This window comes from Actinopolymorpha sp. NPDC004070, assembly GCF_040610475.1.
Taxonomy (GTDB): domain Bacteria; phylum Actinomycetota; class Actinomycetes; order Propionibacteriales; family Actinopolymorphaceae; genus Actinopolymorpha.
Map to the genome: position 1 here is coordinate 38,484 of NZ_JBEXMJ010000001.1, position 15,859 is coordinate 54,342.

General features: G+C 69.3%; 18 protein-coding genes. 12 read left to right on the plus strand and 6 right to left on the minus strand.

Annotation, left to right across the window (positions count from 1 at the left end; translation table 11 throughout):
- The first annotated feature begins 52 nt into the window (after positions 1–52).
- The 3 genes from ABZV93_RS00165 to ABZV93_RS00175 all read left to right on the plus strand — a co-directional run bounded on the left by ABZV93_RS00165 (position 53) and on the right by ABZV93_RS00175 (position 2,060).
- Entirely contained in the window at positions 53–826 is a 774-nt protein-coding gene (locus tag ABZV93_RS00165) for a hypothetical protein (RefSeq protein ID WP_354927810.1), read from the plus strand.
- Positions 823–1,050, plus strand: coding sequence for a hypothetical protein (locus ABZV93_RS00170; protein WP_354927813.1), 228 nt, complete (start codon positions 823–825; stop codon positions 1,048–1,050). Before ABZV93_RS00165 ends, ABZV93_RS00170 begins: the two co-directional genes overlap by 4 nt.
- A gap of 179 nt (positions 1,051–1,229) precedes the next feature.
- Positions 1,230–2,060, plus strand: coding sequence for an alpha/beta hydrolase (locus tag ABZV93_RS00175; protein ID WP_354927816.1), 831 nt, complete (start codon positions 1,230–1,232; stop codon positions 2,058–2,060).
- A gap of 92 nt (positions 2,061–2,152) precedes the next feature.
- On the opposite strand, the gene ABZV93_RS00180 is transcribed toward ABZV93_RS00175, so the two are convergent.
- Genes ABZV93_RS00180 through ABZV93_RS00200 form a run of 5 tightly spaced genes read right to left on the minus strand, consistent with a single transcriptional unit; the run spans position 2,153 to position 4,449 of the window.
- Complete coding sequence (locus tag ABZV93_RS00180; protein WP_354927819.1) at positions 2,153–2,626, minus strand: hypothetical protein; 474 nt, start codon at positions 2,624–2,626, stop codon at positions 2,153–2,155.
- Positions 2,627–2,649: 23 nt separating this feature from the next.
- On the minus strand, positions 2,650–3,039 hold the full coding sequence (locus tag ABZV93_RS00185; RefSeq protein ID WP_354927822.1) for a CehA/McbA family metallohydrolase: 390 nt from the start codon (positions 3,037–3,039) through the stop codon (positions 2,650–2,652).
- Positions 3,040–3,068: 29 nt separating this feature from the next.
- Positions 3,069–3,524 carry an SRPBCC domain-containing protein gene (locus tag ABZV93_RS00190; RefSeq protein WP_354927825.1) on the minus strand — a complete coding sequence of 152 codons (456 nt, stop codon included), beginning with the start codon at positions 3,522–3,524 and terminating at the stop codon, positions 3,069–3,071.
- On the minus strand, positions 3,521–3,868 hold the full coding sequence (locus ABZV93_RS00195; RefSeq protein ID WP_354927828.1) for a metalloregulator ArsR/SmtB family transcription factor: 348 nt from the start codon (positions 3,866–3,868) through the stop codon (positions 3,521–3,523). The genes ABZV93_RS00190 and ABZV93_RS00195 overlap by 4 nt, the downstream gene beginning before the upstream one ends.
- Positions 3,865–4,449 (minus strand): maleylpyruvate isomerase family mycothiol-dependent enzyme, encoded by a 585-nt coding sequence (locus tag ABZV93_RS00200; RefSeq protein ID WP_354927831.1) that lies wholly within the window; start codon positions 4,447–4,449, stop codon positions 3,865–3,867. The genes ABZV93_RS00195 and ABZV93_RS00200 overlap by 4 nt, the downstream gene beginning before the upstream one ends.
- Before the next feature lie 238 nt (positions 4,450–4,687).
- On the opposite strand from ABZV93_RS00200, the gene ABZV93_RS00205 reads away from it, so the two are divergent.
- Complete coding sequence (locus tag ABZV93_RS00205) at positions 4,688–4,837, plus strand: hypothetical protein (RefSeq protein ID WP_354927834.1); 150 nt, start codon at positions 4,688–4,690, stop codon at positions 4,835–4,837.
- A gap of 147 nt (positions 4,838–4,984) precedes the next feature.
- Here the strand turns inward: ABZV93_RS00205 and ABZV93_RS00210 are convergent, their stop codons facing one another.
- Positions 4,985–6,022 (minus strand): phosphotransferase, encoded by a 1,038-nt coding sequence (locus ABZV93_RS00210; protein ID WP_354927837.1) that lies wholly within the window; start codon positions 6,020–6,022, stop codon positions 4,985–4,987.
- A 348-nt stretch (positions 6,023–6,370) separates the two neighbouring features.
- Here ABZV93_RS00210 and ABZV93_RS00215 point away from each other — a divergent pair, with 348 nt between their 5' ends.
- From ABZV93_RS00215 to ABZV93_RS00250, 8 genes are all read left to right on the plus strand, one after another.
- Entirely contained in the window at positions 6,371–8,023 is a 1,653-nt protein-coding gene (locus ABZV93_RS00215) for a hypothetical protein (protein ID WP_354927840.1), read from the plus strand.
- A gap of 104 nt (positions 8,024–8,127) precedes the next feature.
- Positions 8,128–8,874, plus strand: coding sequence for a GntR family transcriptional regulator (locus tag ABZV93_RS00220; protein WP_354927843.1), 747 nt, complete (start codon positions 8,128–8,130; stop codon positions 8,872–8,874).
- Positions 8,875–8,908: 34 nt separating this feature from the next.
- A complete protein-coding gene (locus ABZV93_RS00225) occupies positions 8,909–10,369 on the plus strand; it encodes an amidase (protein ID WP_354927846.1) in 1,461 nt (486 codons plus the stop codon).
- 58 nt (positions 10,370–10,427) lie between these two features.
- On the plus strand, positions 10,428–10,661 hold the full coding sequence (locus ABZV93_RS00230) for a hypothetical protein (protein ID WP_354927849.1): 234 nt from the start codon (positions 10,428–10,430) through the stop codon (positions 10,659–10,661).
- Positions 10,662–10,868: 207 nt separating this feature from the next.
- On the plus strand, positions 10,869–11,429 hold the full coding sequence (locus tag ABZV93_RS00235; RefSeq protein WP_354927852.1) for a hypothetical protein: 561 nt from the start codon (positions 10,869–10,871) through the stop codon (positions 11,427–11,429).
- A 660-nt stretch (positions 11,430–12,089) separates the two neighbouring features.
- Positions 12,090–13,949 carry a WecB/TagA/CpsF family glycosyltransferase gene (locus ABZV93_RS00240; protein ID WP_354927855.1) on the plus strand — a complete coding sequence of 620 codons (1,860 nt, stop codon included), beginning with the start codon at positions 12,090–12,092 and terminating at the stop codon, positions 13,947–13,949.
- Positions 13,946–14,809, plus strand: coding sequence for a glycosyltransferase (locus tag ABZV93_RS00245; RefSeq protein WP_354927858.1), 864 nt, complete (start codon positions 13,946–13,948; stop codon positions 14,807–14,809). Before ABZV93_RS00240 ends, ABZV93_RS00245 begins: the two co-directional genes overlap by 4 nt.
- 114 nt (positions 14,810–14,923) lie before the next feature.
- Positions 14,924–15,844, plus strand: coding sequence for an aminoglycoside phosphotransferase family protein (locus tag ABZV93_RS00250; protein ID WP_354927861.1), 921 nt, complete (start codon positions 14,924–14,926; stop codon positions 15,842–15,844).
- Positions 15,845–15,859 lie beyond the last annotated feature (15 nt).

Below are 15,859 nucleotides of genomic sequence, written 5' to 3' on the forward strand. Positions count from 1 at the left end.
AGCTACGATCTCGGCGTACTGCGTGAATGTTGCCGACCTGCCGGAGGTCGCTGTGACGAGTGGGGCCCTCTTCCTCGCGGTGTTTCTCGCCTGCGCGGTCGAGGCCGTCGAGGCCCTGACGATCGTGTTGGCGGCGGGAACGGCCAGGGAGTGGAGATCGGCGGGTTACGGCGTCGGCGCCGCTCTGGTGGTGCTGGCGGCCGTGGTCGCGGTACTCGGCCCGGCCTTGTCCGTGGTCCCGCTGACCGGGCTGCGCCTCGTCGTGGGCGGCCTGCTGCTGGTGTTCGGCCTGCAGTGGTTGCGCAAGGCGGTCTTGCGTGCCAGCGGTCACAAGGCACTGCACGACGAGACGGCCATCTTCCGGACCGAACTGGCGGCGGCCCGGTCGGCGCAGGCTCAACGGCGTGGCCTGGTCGGCGACTGGTACGCGTTCACGCTTTCGTTCAAGGGGGTCCTGCTCGAGGGACTGGAGGTCGCGTTCATCGCGGTCACGTTCGGCAGCAACCAGCACGACGTTCCGTTGGCCGCTCTGGCCGCGTTGTCGGCGATCGTGGTGGTTGCCGGGGCAGGCTTCGCCGTCCATGCCCCGCTCGCACGGGTTCCGGAGAACACCCTGAAGTTCGCCGTCGGCGTGATGCTGACGGCGTTCGGAATCTTCTGGGGCAGCGAGGGGGCCGGTGCGCGCTGGCCCGGCCAGGACGCGGCCCTGCTTGTCGTCGTACCGGCAGTGGCGGTCTTAGCGATCGGGCTGGTGTTCGTGATGCGCACCGTGGGCGGACCGGTCGCGGCTCCGGTCACCGCACAGGCGGAGGTGAGCGAGCCGTGATCGGCCGACTGCGAGCGTTCGGCGCGTTCTGGTACGACTTCGTGGTCGGCGACGACTGGCGGGTCGCGGTGGCTGTCGTCATCGCGCTTGGGGTGACGGCCGTGGTCGCGCGTTCGGGCCTACCGGCCTGGTGGGTGATGCCGGTCGCGGTCGGGCTGGTGCTGCCGTGGAGCCTTTGGCGCGCGCGCCGCACAGGTCGCCGGAGCGAGCGGCGGTCAGCCTGACTTCGGGCGGGTAGGCGGGCCCTTCGCCACGAGGAAGCCGCCCACGCCCCAGCCGTTCCCCGAACTCCTCACACATCGGTGAAACTGTCCGGCGATTCACCGATGAGTTCGCGGTGGGTGCCCGGTCTGATGAGCAACTGAGAAGCAACCGACCCAACGGAAGCGTGAGGAGCACACCTGTGAGCACGGAATGGACCTCCCAGTCGAGCGGCAAGGGTGAGTACGCCGACGTCAACGGCCTCCACCTCTACTACGAGACACACGGGGCCGGACGCCCGATGATCCTGCTGCACGGCGGGCTCGGGTCGGGCGAGATGTTCGGGTCGGTCCTGCCCTCGCTCGCCGAGCACCACCAGGTCATCCTTCCCGATCTGCAAGGGCACGGTCGTACGGCGGACATCGACCGGCCGCTGGAGATCCCGCTGATGGCCGACGACATCGCGGCCCTGATCGACCACCTCGGCCTGGACCGCCCGGACGTCGTGGGCTTCTCCCTCGGTGGCGGTGTCGCCCTGCACACCGCCGCGAAGTACCCCGGCAAGGTGGGCCGCCTGGTCGCCACCTCGGCGCACGTACGCCGGGACGCCGTTCCGGCGGAGATGCTGGCCCAGCAGGGCCAGATCAACGCGGCGGCGGCGGAGTTCATGAAGGACACCCCGATGTACGAGCTCTACCAGCGGGTGGCGCCCCGTCCTGAGGACTTCGGCCGGCTGCTGGACAAGATCGGTGTCGCGATGGCGCAGGACTTCGACTACACCGAGGAAGTACGCGGTCTGCAGGTGCCGACGATGCTCGTCGCCGGTGACGCCGACATGGCCCCGCCGAGCCACTACGTCGAGGTGTTCAAGCTCCTCGACGGCGGTCTGCGCGACGGCGGCTGGATGGGGGAGGGGCGGCCGAAGGGCGGGCACGCGCTGGCGATCCTGCCCGGGCTCACCCACTACAACATCGTCGACTCGCCGCTGTGGGCCACGACCGTCCTCGCGTTCCTGGACGCGGAGCAGGGCTGACCGGCGTCCGGTGCACGCTGGGCGACCACGCAGGAGGCAAGGCTGCCTTGCGCGAGCGGAATGCAAGGCAGCCATGCGTAGCAGGCCAGCCCTCAGTCCCTGCCGTGGAAGATCGGGTTGGTCATCGCCACCATGGCGTTCGGCACCGTGGTGTTGACGCCCCCGGACGCTCGGCGTACCTCGACCCGAACCCATTGGCTGTAACGGGAGTACGTCGTCCAGGCGAGGGTGGCGGTGCCGGAGTCCGGGACGGTCAGGGTCCGCTTGGGGCCGTTCTGGTCGTGGAGGGTGAGTGTCGTGCCCGGGGCTCCGGAAACACCTGCCTCCACCGCCACCGGCGTTCCGATGTCGACGGGCAGCCGGCCGCCGATGTTCGCCGTACGCCCATCCGCCTTCGCGGTGAAGGTCACCTCGACGTCCTTGGACTCGACCAGGTACGACCGGCCGGCCCTCAACCCTGCGAGCAGGTCGCGGGCACGCAGACTGTCGGCGAGTACGACGGTGTGCGGAAGGCCCACGATGTTGTTCGGCTGTGCGCGTCGGAGTCGCCGATGGCCGGGATCCACCGCCCGGTCCGCAGCAGGCCGTCTCAGGTCGCGACCGACCGGTCGTCCTCCAGGTCCCACGGGCCGTTCCACACCTCGGCCAGGTCGGCGAGCTCGTAGCTGAACTCGTAGCTGCACGCGAAGCAACTGGCGAACGGATGGGCCGCGGTCACCAGGCCGCCGTTGGCGTGCACCTCGTCCACGAACCTGCGGAAGTCCTGCGGGTCGCCCGCTCGGTAGCGCCAGTCGATCCACTGGCCGCCAGGCAGGCCGATCGCCGCCCAGTGCCCGGACCGGGTGGTGATCTCCTCGCCGTTGACGATCAGCAGGTCGTCGGTGGCGTGGTCGCCCCACATCAGGTGTGCGCTGGTGGTGTTGTGCTCGGTGGACGCCCGCGTTCGCCGCGGCGGGGCGACGTCGGGATGAACGCTCATCGGCGGCCCGGTGGCGAGACCGGATGTGGTCAGCCGGAGGAACCTCCGGACAGTGTCTCGACGTAGGCCGAGAAGCGGTCGAGGCTGGTGAGGAAGCCGTCCCTGGCTTCGGGCCGGCCGAACATCGGCGGGACGTTGGTCTGATGGGTGACGACCTCGGTCCGTTCGTCGTCGAGTTCGACGAAGGTGATCGTGGTCGTCATGCCACCCTCGACGTCGGGCTCGGTCCACACCAGCTTCTCCGGCCGGCGCACCTCGACGTAGACGGCGCGCATCGTGTAGCGGCTGCCGTCGCTGTCGTTGACCATCACCGTCTCGAACACACCACCGGGGCGAAGGTCGACGGTGATGCCGTCGACCGGCGTGGAGGTGCCGGCCGGTCCCCAGAACCGGGCCAGGTGCTCGGGTTTCGTCATGCAGTCGAAGAGAAGCTCCCTGCCGGCCCGGTGGACACGCCGGTAGGTGAACTCGCCGGGCCGGGTCATGTGTCGGACTCCTGGCTGTCGTCCCGTAGCGCGGCGAGGTGCTCGTCGAGCCGGTCGTAGCGGTCCCGCCACATCCGGCGGTGACGGTCGATCCAGTCGGCCGCGGCGTCGAACCGGTCGCGTTCGAGCCGGCACGGCCGGGACTGCCCGACCCGCGTACGCGACACGAGACCGGCCTGCTCGAGTACCCTGAGGTGTTTGGACACCGCCTGCTGGGTCAGGGTGATGGGCTCGGCCAACTGGTTGACCGTGGCCTCCCCGTCGGCAAGGCGGCTCAGAATGGCTCGCCTGGTCGGGTCCGCCAGCGCGGCGAAGGTGGCCGTCAGGTCGTCGGTGGCCGTCATGGCAGTCGCCGGCCGGCCGCGAGGAGCACCAGGTCCCCGGCCGGCGCGGCCACCGTCTCACCGGACCCTGCCGACCAGTCCAGATCCGTGGCCGACAGGCGGCGGCCGTCCAGCCGGAAGCCGAACGGATTGGCTCCGTCGGCGCCGGCGTGTTCGGGGCCGGTGAGGAGGTCGAGCACCGTCGTGAGCGCGGCGTCGGGAATGGGGTACTGGATGCCGAGCGGCCGGGCGATGTCGAGGCCATGGATGACGTCGTGGCTGAGCGCCCCCGCCAGCCCGCCGCCGGGCGGGCTCCAGTTGGTGTGCACGTTGTCGCGCAACGCGTCGGCCAACTGCGCCGGCGGAAGCCGGCTGTCGCGTTCGGCGATCTCGTCGGACACCACCGTGAACCGGCCACCTGCCCGTCGCATCGCGTCGGTGAACTCCTGCTCGGAGATCCGGAACGGCATCGTCAGATGGGCCACCACGTGGCTCACCGTCCACCCGGTGCACAGCGACGGTGCCCGCCACTGACCGGCGTCGAGCTTGCCGAGGACGTCGGCCAGCGCACCGCGCTCTGCGGCGATCAGATCCATCAGCATGGGACTCCTGTCGACGATAAACCGTTCGGTTGTACAACTAGGCAGTTGTATACGCCTCGAGGTCCCAGGCTGTCAACAGGCTGCGAGAGAGGGCCGACCGCACCGCGGGGCGGTCAGGCATGTGGCAACTGACCGACGAAATCGCGGGGAGCGCGCCGTGTCTCCGTACTTCGGTAAAAACGTGGCGGCGGTCCCCACCCAGTGTCACGATGCGAGGAAGATGAACACTGGAGTTGACATGACACGGTGGGGAATCTACTGGATCGCGACTCTCGCCTTTGCGCTGTGGGCATTCCAGGCGCACCACCGAACCCTCATGACCGTGGCGCTTGTCGTCGCCGCGCTGGTGATGGTGGTGGGGACGAAGGACGCCAAGGACAGGCTGTGACACGTCCCTGAACATGACGCGTCCCCTGTCAACGGCGCTTTGACAAGGCGTCGTCAACCACGGCTTGCGACGGCACGTTGGACGGTCGACCGGGATCGTTCGTCGCTGACAGCGGAGGGACACACCGCGGCGGCCGGCTGCGTCGGCTCACCGCGCCATCTCCGGCGAGGACTGCAGCTCGGCGAAGAAGCGAAGCCGGGCGTTCACCGAGGGAATCGCCTCGTCGGGCAGGTCGCCAATGATGTTCAGTACGTGGTCGATCTGCCAGCCCAGGCGCAGGACGTTCGACGTGGTCATGGAACGACGAACCGTTGCCAGGTCACCTGGCCACCCCGCCTCGGTCAGGGCGTCGCAGTACGCCGACCGCAGGAGGTCCCACACCTTGTCCGGGGGCAGCTCGCGATCCGCGACGTCCGCCGCCAGGTGGCCCGCGTCGTGACCGACCGGCCCCCAGCCGACGTACGCCCAGTCGATGATCGCGACCTCGTCCCCGACGGCGCCGATGTTGGCATTGTGGAAGTCGTAATGGGTCAGGAGAGGGGGGAATCCCTGCAGTAGTTGACGAATCTCCACCGGGTCGATGATCCGGTCCGCGACCGCCTCGCGTAGGCACGGGTCCAGACCACGCTCGATCGCCGACGGCCAGGCCGGATGGGCCAGCGTGCGGGCGTTGTCCAGGCCACGCCGGCGGACGTGGGTGGGGATCCAGTCCTCCGACAGCCACGGGTGCCGCGCGCCGGCCGTGGCGAGCTGCCACCGGGCCAGACCGGCCACGGCGCGTTCGCAGACGTCGATATTCGCCGGGACGTCCACCGTCTCCAGCCACACGTCGCGGCAGCCGTCGTGGTCGTCGACGGCATGGCACCGCGCGGCTCGTACGCCGGAAGTCCATCCGGAGGTGGCGAGGTCCGACTCGTAGAACGTCGCCTCCCGTCCCCACCACTGCGGGTCCTCCGGCTCTGGGCGGCCACGCCACACTGGGTCGGTGCCGAGGTGTTCGGCCCCGGTGCGCTTCACCATCGTGGCGAAGGGGTTGCCGCCGGCCGACGTCGTGCCGGACGTGCCGGACGTGCCGACGCTCGGCGCGTGCGCCGTGAACCGCCAGATGCCGCCGTTGGGATAGTGCTCCTCGTCGCCGCCGAACCGGTCGACCTGCCACCTGGTCACCGCGGCGGACGTGGGCATCGCCCGCAACACGCCGGACGGTGGGATCTCACGGATCGGACCGAACCGGGCCGGCCGCGCTGGCTTCGCAGGAGCACGACTCTCGTCGCGGTGGCTCATGGCGGGTCCTCCCGTCGGGGGCGGCAGGTCCATCACAGTAGTAGCCGAGTAGCCGAGGAGCCGAGGAGCAGCGACGGCCGAACTCTCCCGCGATCCGGCGTATCGGCCTGGCGGTGCCGCATCGTCCCAGGCCAGGAACGGCCGACAGGTCACAGCGCTGGCGTAACCAGGCCCAAAGCTCGGCGAGATCTAGCGGCAATCCGCGCTTCCTAGCGTTCGGGGCACCAACATCCCGCACCCGGAGGGCACATGGACCTCGCCAACAACCCTGCGATGGAGGACTACTCGCTGCGCTACGCGCCGAAGTCGTTTCGTTCGTGGTCACCGTGGATGGTCTTCCTGAGCTGCCTCGTCTGCATGTCGGCGATGGCCGGCTACGCGCTGGACGCGGCGTTCGTCAACGAGTTCGGGTTCGGCAACGCGCTCATCGGTTTCCTGGTGGCGATGGCGTGCACGTTCCCGTTGACGGTGGTGGTGGCGTTCGCCATCGCCCGGCAGCACCTCGACATCGACCTGCTCACGCGCGGAACCGGGTTCGGCTACCTCGGCTCCACCCTGACGTCCCTCGTGTATGCGACGTACACACTGATCTTCCTGGCCTACGAGGGCGCGATCATGGGGCAGGCGGTCACAGCCGCCACCCACCTCGACATCCACCTGTCGTACGTCCTCGTGTCGGTGGTGATGATTCCGCTGACGTTGTACGGCATGACGTTCACCTCGAAGTTCCAGGCATGGACCTGGCCGCTTTGGGTGGCCCTCGTCGTGGCGGCGATCGCGGCCGCGGTGACGGCGCCGGACAGCGTGCACAACATGGTGCACCCGAACACCCACCTGCCGGTCGCGGGTGCGGGCATCTCCCTGATCGCGGTCTTCGCCATCGCGGCGGCCAACCTGTCCGGTGCCGCACAGGTGGGCGAGCAGGGCGACTACCTCCGGCTGATGCCCGACCCCGCTCCGGGCCGGCGCTGGCCGTGGCGGCTGGCCGTGTTGTTCGGTGGCCCGGGACTGTCGGTGGTCTTCGTGGTCGTCTTCTTCGCCTCCACCTTGCTGGTGGGGTACGCCGAGACCAGGATCGGCCCGGAGCAGGCGGCCGTACCCGTCGACCTGTTCACCGTCGTGTACGAACGCCTGACCGGCAACCACACTCTGGCCCTCGTACTCGCGGTCGTCCTGGTCCTGCTCTCCCAGGTCAAGATCAACATCATGAACACCTACTCCGGTTCGCTGTCGTGGTCGAACTTCTTCTCTCGGCTACTGCACCGCCATCCCGGCAGAGCGGCGTGGGTGTTCCTGCAAGTCGGCCTTGCGCTGGTGCTGATGGAGGTGAACATCTTCACCCACATCGTCACGGTGCTCGCGTGGTACGCCAACGTCGGCATCGCCTGGATCGCGGCCATGGTGTCCGACCTGGTTGTCAACAAACGGTTGCTCAAACTGAGCCCGCCACACGTGGAGTTCCACCGGGCACATCTGTTCAACGTCAACCCGGTCGGCTTCGGATCCATGGTGGTCGCGGCAGGCGTGGCGATGGCCGCCTACTACGGCGCGTTCGGCACGCTCGCACAGGCTGTCTCGCCGTTCTTCGCGCTGGTGCTGGCTTTCGGGTTGCCGCCGGTGGTCGCGGCCGCCACCAGGGGGCGCTGGTACGTCGCCCGTACCAGCGACCTCCCGGCGGGCACCGCGGAGCTCACCTGCGCGGTGTGCGAGGGCACATACGACGTCGTGGACATGGCGACCTGCCCGTTCCACGAGGGCGCCATCTGCTCCCTGTGCTGCTCCACCGAGGGTGCCTGCCACGACCAGTGCAAGCCGAATGCGTGGCGGCCTGTCTCGGGCCCGACGATGCTGGGGATGCCCGGCCGGCAGGTCCCGGTCACGGCGACCGAGGTGGCCCCGTGACCACCGTGATCCCCGACCCGGCGGTCGAGCCCGGTCAACGGTGTAACAGGGCGGTGACGGCGCCGAGATTCGGCGTACATCAGGCGTTCGTAGGTTCTGGTGTCGTGCCGGCGGCTCGGTATCCACATCGTCGGGGGTCCGCACCAGAACACGAGGTACGGCGCCTGCGGGACCTGTTGCGCGCGGCGATTCTCCGGCATGCGTACCCCGACGGCCAGCTTCCCGGCGAGGCCGCGTTGATGGCAGGGCACAAGGTCGGGCGGGCGGTGGTCCGCCAGGCGCTGGGGCTGCTGCGCTCGGAGGGGCTGATCGCGCGCACCCAGGGAGTCGGCACCTACGTCGTGGTGGACGCGGTGATGACCCAGCTCAGCGAGGCGCATGGGGCCGGGACACCCACGCAGGAAAGCATCTTCAACCGGCGGATGCGCCCACGTGTCCTGGACGTGTCGACGATTCCGGCTCCGGACACGGTGGCCGCCCGGCTGGAGGTTGCTCCGGGTACGCCGTGCCTTCGCCTGGACTACATCGCGCTGCTCGGGGAGGAGCCTGGCGCGATCGCCACCAATTACGTGCTCTTCCCGTATGCCGAACGGATCCGGGTCACGCCGTTCGTCTCCGACTGGTACGCCCTGCTGGCAGACGCCGGCATCGCCTTCGGGGAGTCGGAGTTCGTCATCAGCTGCTCGCTCGCCGACGAGGTGACCGCCCCAGCGGTGGGGGTCGGCGTGGGCGCGCCGCTGCTGACGATGGAGCAACTGATCAGAGACTGCGACGGACAGGCGTTCGACCTGGCCTTCATCCACACCAGAGGCGACCGGTTCCTGTTCCTCTCCCGCGCCGGCCGAGCCTGAACCACTCTCGTCACATCCGAACCGGAGGACACCCATGTCGACCCAACCAGCGGAACTCGGCACCGACCTGCCGACGACGCTCACCGACGCCGCACGTGCGCTGCGGGAGGGTTCGGTGACCAGTGCGGAGCTGACCGAGGCCGCGATCGCCCGAGCGGACGAGGTGGACGGACAGCTGGGCATCTATCTCACCCGCTTCGACGACCTGGCCAGGGAGAGCGCGGCCCGGGCCGACGCGGATCTCGCGGCGGGTGTCGACCGCGGGCCCTTGCAGGGCGTGCCGTTCGGTGTCAAGGACATCTTGGCGATGGCCGAGGGACCGACGACGGCGCAGAGTCTCGTGCACGACCCGGCCTGGGGTGCCGGGCGGGACGCCCCCGTCGTCGCCCGGCTCAAGGCCGCCGGCGCGGTGATCACCGGCAAGGTGACCACGATGGAGTTCGCCGTGGGCATGGTCGACCCGGCCAAGCCTTTTCCGGTGCCCCGCAACCCGTGGGATCCGCGTACCTGGCCCGGTGGCTCGAGCTCGGGTACGGGAAACGGCGTGGCCGCGGGCGCGTTCCTGGCCGGGCTGGGTACGGACACCGCTGGCAGTATCCGTATCCCGGCCGCGTTCTGCGGCGTGACCGGGCTGATGCCGACGTTCGGCCGGGTGCCGAAGTCCGGGTGCGTCCCGCTGGGCTACAGCCTCGACCACGTGGGGCCGTTGGCGCGCAGCGCCGAGGACTGCGCATCGGTGCTGAAGGTGATCGCGGGTTACCACGCATCCGACCCGGACTGTGTCGACCGGCCGCTGAACCTCGGCGACCTCGGAGAACTGGATGGCCTCGGCGGTGCCCTGGACGGTGTGCGTATCGGTGTGGACCGTGTGCATCACTTTCCGGACTCGGCGGACCCGGCGCTCGCGGGCGCGTTCGAGGCGATGCTGGACGTGCTCTCCGGTCTGGGCGCGACGGTGGTCGAGGTTGTTCTGCCGTACTGGGACGAGATGCTGTCGGCCAACCTGGTCACGATGTGCTGTGAGGCGCTCGCGTATCACCGCAACGATCTCGCCGGCCGCTGGGCGGACTACTTCGCCTCCACCCGGAGCACGATCGCCAGGGGAGCGCTGGTGTCGGGTGCGGACTACGTGCAGGCGCAGCGGGTACGCCGAGTGGCGCAGAACGCCCTGGCACGGCTGCTCACCGACGTGGACGTGGTGGCCGCGCCCACGACGGCGATCGGCGCTCCGGCATACAACGACCTCGGCGACGAGGGCGGCCGGCTCGACGTGGAGGCGATGTTCGGGCACATCTTCACGCCGTACTGGGACTGCGTGGGCAACCCGGTGCTCGCCGCACCCCTCGGCTTCACCGCGACCGGCCTGCCGCTGTCGGTGCAGTTCGCCGGCCGGCCGTTCGACGAGGCCGGGATCCTGCAAGTGGGCGCGGCGTTCCAGCGGTCCACCGACTGGCACCTGCGGACGCCCACACGGACCGAGACGCTTGCCGCCTGAGGGTGGGCGGCGACCGTGCTTCCCGAGCGAACTGCCTGAACGAACGGAGAGTGGACTGATGGACTCGATCGAAAACACCGGCGAGGTCGTGGGTGGCAGCCGCGTCGACGTCAAGGTGATGTTGGCGGCGGCAGGACTCCCGGCAAGCGAGGAGGAGATCGCGATACTCGCGGGGGAGTACGCCGGCCAGCGTGCCTCCACGGACGCGTTGTACGACGTGGCCGAGGCCCGGTACGTCGATCCGGCGCTGCGGTTCCGCGCCGACACGAGGGTCGCCGACTGGGCAAGCTGACCTGCCGACGGGAGGGAGCAGGGGTGCGGGCGGTGCGGCCCGTGGGGGGTCGCACCGCCGGTCCCTCCGTCAGAACGGCGGAAGATCATCTGCTGCCGTCCGGGTGTGATGCCAGACCAGGATCCACAGTTGATCGGACACTCCCTCTGAGAGAGGAGGGTGAAAACGGATCGTGCGGAGGTGCGGCAAGTGGATAACGTCGTGGCCATGCGCGCTCAAGCGGTGCCGATTCTGCTCCTCTCCGGTCCTCCCGGCGTGGGCAAGACGACGGTGGCATGGGAGATCTTCGGGCAGCTGGTCGACAGCGGAGACCATCCGGCGCTGGTGGACCTGGATCTGCTCGGCGCGTGCTGGCCCGTTCCCGAGGACGACCCCCACAACGAACGGATGAAGGCCCGCAACCTCGGCGCGGTGTGGCGCAACTACCAGGCCGCAGGAGCGCGATGTGTGCTCGCCGCCGGGGTCATCGAGTCGCGGGACCATCTCGCGTTGTACGCGGACGCCGTTCCGCACGCCGTTCCCGTGCTGGGCCGGTTGCGGGCAGGTCAGCAGGAGCTGACTGCTCGCATCGTCCGCCGCGGGAGGGAGCACGGAGCCGACCTGGACAAGCTCACGCGACGCGCCGTGCAGTTGTCGGCACAGTTCGAACGCGACGACATCGCCGACTTCTGCGTCGACACCGACGGCCGCGACGTTGCCGACGTCGCGCGCATGGTCCAGGCCGCGCCGCAGTGGCTCCGGGCAGTCGGAGTACCCGCGAAATCCTAGTGTCACAAGGCGCTTCGCGAGGTGATTCGGCCCAGATCGTCGAAGTAGGTCAGCAAGTTCCGATCTTGTGCCGATTCCGCCTCCCCTGATCGAATTCTCGCTTATGCTCGCCTCAGCGATCTGGGGGGAGCGCTATGACCTCACTTCGAAAGTGCCGCCGGGCGAAGCATCCGGCACCAGCGGTTGCCCGCGAGTCGGCTCGTCGTCCGGTGGCGCGCAGGCCCATGTTGACAAGGCGTCCTGCCGTCCGTCGTCTCGTCCGTGAAGCTGAACAGCAGCTTCGAGCGCCCGACGGCAGCCGATCTTTCGTCGTTCCCGCACGGACTGGGAACGTTCCCATTACGTTGGTGCGCGAGCCCTTCGGGCCACTCTTACCGACGAGGTGACGGGTCGAGATCCCCGAACAGTCCTTGTAGGTCCCAGCAGGTCCCGAGCAGTTCCCAGCCTCCTCACCCCGGTGCGTCCGCTGGTCTTCGACGGACCGCCGACCGGGTACTCGGGCGACGGCGCCACCGCGCCGAACCCGTCGGCCTGACCACTCCCTGCGGTATCGGGCGTACCGGCCGGCCCGGCGGTGGGCACAGCGGTCGGGAGAGAGCACGGACGACCGTTCGGTCCGGGCAGCAGGAATTCGAGCAACTCAGAGATCGGGTGTTTTCGATGGGTGCACAACCGAGTGTGAAGATCCGTACGGCGCGCCGCGTCGAGCACGGATCGCGACCGCTGCCGAGCAGCTGGCCGCGCGTGCAGCTGGCCGGGGTGACCACCGACCTGCTGGACGAGAACGATGCGGTCTCGCTGATCATCGACCACGCGATGACTCCTCACGAGGAAGTGCTCGCCGTCGTCTCGGCGAATCTCGACCACCTGCATCACTTCGGTTCCGGCCGTACCTCCGCTCGGCGCCAGCGGCAACGTGTGATCAACCTGTCGATCGACGGCCGGGTCGAGTGGCTGACCCTGCTGGACGGGGCACCGCTGGTCCGCCGGGCCGGCGAGCTCACCGGACGGCCGTGGCCGCGGCTCGCAGGCAGCGACATGATCTGGCCGTTGCTCGACGAGGCCGAGCGGCAGGGGCTTTCGGTCGGCTTCCTCGGCGGCTCGCCCGAAACCCACCAGGCCCTGGCGCCGGTGATGGCCGAACGCTGGCCGACGCTGCGGGTCGGAGGTTACTGGGCGCCGACGCGGAGTCAGCTCGACGACGAGTACGCCGCGGCCGCCCTGACGCGCGACATCCGGGCGGCCGGCGTGGACATCCTCGCTGTCTGTCTCGGCAAGCCACGCCAGGAGCGCTGGATCGCCACGCACGCCCACGCCTCGGGCGCCGCGGTCTGCCTGGCCTTCGGTGCCGTGGTCGACTTCCTCGCCGGCCGGGTCAACCGGGCCCCGGACTGGATCGCCGACCACGGCCTGGAGTGGGCCTGGCGGCTGGCCAACGAACCGCGTCGGCTGACCCGGCGATACCTGATCCAGGGGCCGCCTGCGTATGTGTCCCTGCGACGGGACAGCTACGTGAAGATGGCCACGACCTACTTCTCCGAGCCGGCGATGTCCAAGCACCCGGTGCTGCCGCGAACGGTGCCGACCGGGGAGTTCGCACCGGCGCATTCGCACGTGGACGTCGCCGTGATCGCCGTGACGCACAACAGTGCGGACGACATCGAGCCGCTGATCAGTTCCGTACGCCGCCAGCTCGACGACCAGTCGATGCGGATGATCGTGGTCGACAACGCCTCGACCGACGACACGCTGGACCGGCTCAGCCGGCACCCGGACGTGATTGCGGTTCCCACCGGCGCGAACCTCGGTTACGCGGGCGGGATCAACGTCGCGCTGAAGTACGCCCGGCCCTCCGATGCCGTACTCGTCGTCAATCCGGACCTGGAGCTGGCGCCCGAATCGGTACGTACGCTTCGTGATCGGCTCGCTCGTCCGGGTGTCGGTGTCGTACTGCCGCGGCTGCTCGAGGCGAACGGGGAGCTCTACGCCTCGATCCGTCGCGAGCCCTCGCTGGCGCGCGTGGTGGGTGACAGCCTGTTCGGGGAGCGGCTGCGCGGGCGGTCCGGACTGTTCAGCGAGATCGAGCTCGATCCGCGCCGGTACCGGCAGCCGCACGCGATCGACTGGGGCACCGGTGCGGCGATGCTCGTCGACGCCGACCTGGCGTGGAGGGTCGGCAGCTGGGACGAGTCGTACTTCCTGTACTCCGAGGAGGTCGACTTCCTCCGCCGGGTTCGCGAACTGGGTGCGGAGGTGTGGTTCGAGCCGGACGCCACGATGCAGCACAGGCGCGGCGGCTCGGGTGCCTCGGACCGGCTCGAGGCTCTCCTCGCCGTGAACAAGGTGCGCTACTACGAGGCCTGGCACGGTGCGGCGCCGGCGACGGCGTTTCGCGCGACCCTGGTCCTGGCGTCGCTGCTCCGGCTCTCGCAGAGCCGGCACCGGACGTCGCTGCGGTATCTGCTCGACCGTTCGTCCTGGCCCGGCCTCGTCGGCGACATCCGGGGAGGTGGACAGTGAGCCGGACGGTGAGCCGTACGGCGCGGGGAGTTGTGATCATCCCCGCGCACGACGAGGAGTCGAACATCCTGCGGACCCTGGAACCCCTGCGCCCGTTGATGTCCCGGGGTCTGCAGGTGATCGTCGTGCCGAACGGCTGCAAGGACCGTACGGCCGAACTGGTCCGCTCGATCCCGGGCGTGGAGGTGATCGAGCTGTCCGAGGGTTCGAAGACAGCCGCGCTCAACGCCGGGGACCAGGCGGCAACGGCTTGGCCCCGGCTCTATCTCGACGCCGACATCGTCATCAGCACCGACGCGGTGGCCGAGCTGCTCGAACGACTCACCGAGCCCGGTGCACTGGCCGGCAGACCGCGCAGCCGGTATCTGACCGACGACTGCACCGCGCTCGTCCGGGCCTACTACCGGGCCCGGGAACGAATGCCGGAGCTGTCGGCCCACCTGTGGGGTGCAGGCGCATACGCGCTGACCGAGGCCGGGCATGCCCGGGTCGGCCGGTTCCCTGACGTCGTGGCCGACGACGTCTACGTCGACAGCAAGTTCGATCGAGCCGAGATCACCTTCGGGACGACGGGTGGCACGGCAGTGCGGTGTCCACGGACCGCGCGGGCGCTGCTGCGAACACTTCGCCGGGTCCGCCGCGGGCCGGCCGAGCTGGCCGCGACGGGCGTCGTCGAGGCGTCGTCGGTCCAGGTCGGTGGCCTGCGAGTCCTGCTGACCTCCGTGCGCGGCCTCGGAATGCTGGCCGACGCCGTTGCCTACGCGGGGTTCGTCCTGCTGGCGCGCGTCCAGCCCGCGCAGGCAGCAGGCCCGGACCGGTCGTGGGAGCGGGACGACACCCAGCGGGTAGCTGCTGCCTAGTGCTGTGACCGGGAACGTCGCGGGGCTCATGGTGGGTCACGTCGAAACGCGCCGCGGCCGTAAGGTGCTGTGCATGTGCTGCGCTCCCGCCGTTGCCGCCGCCCCTATGAGTCGATGAACCAGGGCGCCCGCCCCGAAGAGCTGCCGGTCGAGGTCCTGGACGACGTGGCCAGGGTGGTCGGGGCGGAAGTCACTCTTCTCAGTCGCCTACCCGGCGGCCTCGATGTGGGTGCCATACGCGTCCAGTTGGCCGGAAGGGCACCTGCAGTGCTCAAGGCAGTGCCCCGGGCACAAAGGCACCCCAACCAACTGGACGAGTGGTTGCGAGCGCAGAGAGTGGTCGAGCACATGCGTAGGCGCGGCTATCCCACCCCGGCCTGGCTCGGAGTGGGGGCCACGGCCAGTCATGTGTGGCATCTGATGGACTTCGTTGACGCGGCTCCCGTGCCAGAGCTGACCTCATCCCTTGTCGAGCAGCTGATGGAGATCATCGAACTCCAGGCCGGCCAGGCCTCCGAGCCCTACGACCACTGGTCGTACGCCTGGCGGCTGGCCACCGGTCAGGAGCACGGCCAAGACCTGGCTCCGAGTTTGTCGAGGGCTGTCGCCGGGCTTTCGGGGTACTCCTCGGTGGTGTCGGCCTTGGTCGAGCGCCTGCGGCTCGTGTGTGCCGAAATCCCACCACCACGAGAGGCACCGGACATGGTTCATACCGATCTCAACCCCGGCAATGTCCTGGTCCGCGACGGAGCCGTGGTGGCGGTCGTGGATATCGGGAACGCCGGTAGCGGCACGCGAGCGACTGATCTCATCGACCTCGTGTGGCAATCCTTCCAGGATCCGCTGGACGGTGTCCGAAGGCGGCTGTGGAGGAGAATCCTCGACCTCGCCGGCTGGGAGGGGGCGGCGGTGCTCGCAGCGACCAAGATCCTCGTGAGCCTCGAGTTTCCCATCCGTCACGGACGCCACGACGCGGTTCCAGGGCTGGTCGAGCGCGGCCATCGCGCCTTCGACGAGCTGGACGCGCTTCGCTGACTGTCCCCGGCGGCC